This window comes from Priestia sp. P5_B4 (assembly GCF_056400385.1).
In genome coordinates this window covers 1-3,778 of record NZ_JBFULJ010000357.1, presented here as the reverse complement: position 1 = coordinate 3,778, position 3,778 = coordinate 1, and the positions used below count along the sequence as shown (strand labels likewise).

General features: G+C 37.3%; 2 protein-coding genes and 1 pseudogene. All 3 read left to right on the top strand.

The window, feature by feature from the left end; all coding sequences use genetic code 11:
- Positions 1 to 61: 61 nt before the first annotated feature.
- Entirely contained in the window at positions 62 to 493 is a 432-nt protein-coding gene (locus AC1DRF_RS19235) for an anti-sigma regulatory factor (RefSeq protein WP_043981829.1), read from the top strand.
- Between the two features lie 504 nt (positions 494 to 997).
- Positions 998 to 2,364, top strand: a pseudogene (locus AC1DRF_RS19230) (aminotransferase-like domain-containing protein).
- A 112-nt stretch (positions 2,365 to 2,476) separates the two neighbouring features.
- Positions 2,477 to 3,778, top strand: a 1,302-nt coding sequence (locus AC1DRF_RS19225; RefSeq protein ID WP_477741419.1) for an MFS transporter, incomplete at its 3' end; no start/stop codon positions are given.

Sequence of the window (3,778 nt, the reverse complement as noted above, 5' to 3'; positions counted from 1 at the left end):
ACCTTTCTTTTTGGCCTATTGTTTTTTTACTACTATTAAAATAAAGAAAGTGGTGATAATTATGCTATTTCAATCGGATGAAGGAAAGGAACCTTTAACTGTTGAGATACACACTGAAGTGGATATAGTAGAAGCGCGTCAGAAAGGGCGAATGTTTTCTAACTGCTTAGGCTTCAGCACACTTGATCAGGCCCGAATTATTACGACTATTTCAGAATTATCCAGAAATATATATAAATATGCCACTACCGGAAAAATTACAATGGAAATAATAGAGAAAAAACCTGAAATAGGACTCAAAATAATAGCTATAGATAAAGGACCTGGCATTAAAAATATTCAAAAAGCGCTGGAAAGTGGTTATACAACGTCAGGAGGGTTAGGCGTTGGTTTATCAGGGGTGAAAAAATTAATGGACGAATTCACCATATCATCTCAAGAAGACCATGGCGTTAACATCCAGGTTATAAAATGGAAAAAAAGAAATAAGTAAAAGGAAGACAAGTTAAACTGTAAACGTTTATCTACAACAGTAGGTAAAGATTTGTATAGATTTATGAGTAGCTAGACTGAAAAATCTATTTTTCATTAAGCACTATTAAGGTCAAGAAATTTTAAAAAATTTAAGAAAGAACGGACTTCCTCTTTACAAAAGACTCCTTTATTGAATAGAAGATAGCTTCTAAAAACATCATCCCCTGATGATCCGGCTCTAGGATAAGGTTAAGATATTTCACATGCGTGAATTGATACCTTCAGCATGTGCTTCTCCTCTATTAACTCTTAGCAGTAGGACAAAAATGTTTCTTCGCAGTGTCACAAGAGGCTTAGAAACATGAGAAAAAGGTGTAGAAAATTATGATCAATTATATTTAATCGTTAAAATAATTGATCATAATCAAGTCTCAAAAACCATAGATTCTTGGAAATTATTAATAATGATAATTGTGATATAAACAGTACAAGTATATAATTGTGTGAAAAAAGGATGGGTACTATGCCGATTAATTCGTTTGAAAACTATCCGATGAGCTGGAAACCATCTGTTGATAAAACAAGAAAGCCTATTTACCAAGCCATTGCAGGACAATTGGAACAGGATATTATCAAGGGAGTTTTATTACCTGGAACAAAACTTCCTCCACAGAGAGAGCTAGCCGATTATTTAGATTTAAATTTGAGTACGATTTCAAAAGCATTTAAAGTGTGCGAGCTAAAGGGTTTATTAAGTGCTACTGTTGGAAGCGGTACATTCGTATCGTATGATGCGTTATCGAATGCATATTTACTCGAAGATATAAAGCCTAGCCACTTAATTGAAATGGGCGCGACACTGCCAGACAATGATTCATACGAGCCGCTTCTCCTTCAACTAAAAGATATGCTACAAGAGACTGATTACGAAAAGTGGTTTAGTTATGGGAGGCCAGGTGAAAGTCTTTGGCAAAAAGATGCAGCTGTAAAGCTGATGAGAAGAGGCGGATTCAAAACAACAGTTGATCACATTTTATTTGCAAATGGAGGACAAAATGCAATTGCTGCAATACTAGCGAGTCTTTGTCAGCCTGGAGATCGCATCGGGGTTGATCATCACACTTATCCAGGTTTAAAAACGGTTGCAGCTATGCTTAGTGTACAATTAGTACCGATAAAATCAAAGAATTATGAAATGAGTCCAACTGCTTTTGAATATGCATGTAAAAATGATAATATTAAAGGCATTTACTTGATACCAGACTACCATAATCCAACTGCTTGCTGTATGTCTGTTGAAAACCGAGAAAGGCTTGCCGTGATTGCAAAAAAATATAACCAATTTATTATTGAAGATGCAACGTATCATCTCCATCATGAGCAACCAATGCCAGCAGTGGCATCATATGCACCAGAACAAGTCATCTATATTGCGAGTTTATCAAAATCAATAGCACCAGGGTTACGACTAGCATATGTAGCAGCGCCTAGTCGATTTAAAGAGCCTATTTCAAAAGCACTTTATAATTTAAATATATCAGTTTCACCATTATTAGCAGAGCTAACAGCACGTATTATTGTGTCAAATCAATTTGAACCCTTAGTAGAGAATCATCGTCAACAAGCTATTCTCAGAAATMGAATTGCAAATCAATATTTAGAAAATTACACGTGTTTAGGTATGGAAACTGGTATATTTCGTTGGTTACTATTACCAGAAAAGATTACAGGTGCTGAATTTGAAACATTAGCTGCGCAGCAGAACGCTTTGTAGTGGGAAACAGTTGTCCAGACAGAGCTGTAAGGATCGCTGTCTGTGCACCGAAAACGATTGGAGAGCTTGAGCAAGGATTGATTATCCTTAAACGTTTACTTAACGACTATTTATAATATTGTTTGCCATACAATTATAATATTGTATGGCTTTTTTATGCGTGTTATGATAATCCAAATCTAGGGAGAATATTTTCAAAAATAAAATGAGTTTTCTGAAAGGAAGGTTATGATGGTAAACGAGGATCATGTAAAAGCTTCAGACACCCAATCAACTTGTTTACAAGAATATGTTAATTCATCAGAGAAACAAAAAGCTTTATATAAACGAACCTTATTTGTTGTAAGTGTTTCTCAAATCTTTGGCGGTGCAGGATTGGCAGCAGGAGTTACTGTCGGTGCACTTATTGCACAGCAAATGCTTGGTACAGATGCCTATGCAGGAGTACCGACGGCTCTATTTACTTTAGGATCTGCAGGAGCTGCTTGGTTAGTAGGAAAGCTTTCTCAAAAAAAAGGGCGTCGTGCAGGACTTACAACGGGTTTTATTCTAGGGGGAGTTGGAGCAATTGGTGTTATTTTTTCTGCCATTCTTAATAGTGTTTTTCTTCTTTTTCTTTCGCTCCTCGTTTATGGATCAGGAACAGCTACTAATCTACAAGCGCGTTATGCAGGAACAGATTTAGCCAAAGCAAAACAACGGGGGACCGCTGTTAGTATGGCCATGGTTTTCACTACATTTGGAGCCGTTGCAGGTCCGAATTTAGTTAATGTAATGGGAGATTTTGCTCTTTCTATTGGTGCCCCAGCACTTGCGGGACCTTTCATTTTAGCAGCAGTTGCATATATAGTAGCTGGTCTTGTATTTTATATTATGCTGCGTCCGGATCCGTTACTGATTGCAAGAGCAATAGAAGCGAATGAACAAGAACGTGATGCTCAAAGAAATTTAATAAATACTGAGCGATCAACGAACAAAAAAGGAGTGGCTGTTGGCGCCACAGTTATGGTCCTTACTCAAATTGTAATGGTTGCTATCATGACCATGACACCTGTGCACATGAAACATCATGGCCACGGGCTAACTGAAGTAGGAGTTGTAATTGGCTTTCATATTGGTTCTATGTATCTTCCTTCATTATTTACAGGGGTCTTAATTGATAAAATTGGACGAACGGCGATGACAATTACTTCAGGAATTATCCTTCTTTTAGCTGGGCTGGTAGCAGCTATGGCACCGAGTGATTCAATGGTTCTTCTAGTGGTTGCCCTATCGTTACTTGGATTAGGATGGAACTTAGGTTTAATTAGCGGGACAGCTCAAATAGTGGATGCTACAGAACCATTAACACGTGCGAAAACACAAGGTGCTATAGACGTTTTAATTGCTTTAGCGGGAGCTTCCGGAGGAGCTTTATCCGGAATGGTTGTGGCTCAATCAAGTTATGCCGTTTTATCATTAAGTGGAGGAATTCTATCTTTGATATTAATTCCGGTTATCATATGGGCTTATAGGAGTACAGGTGAAAAT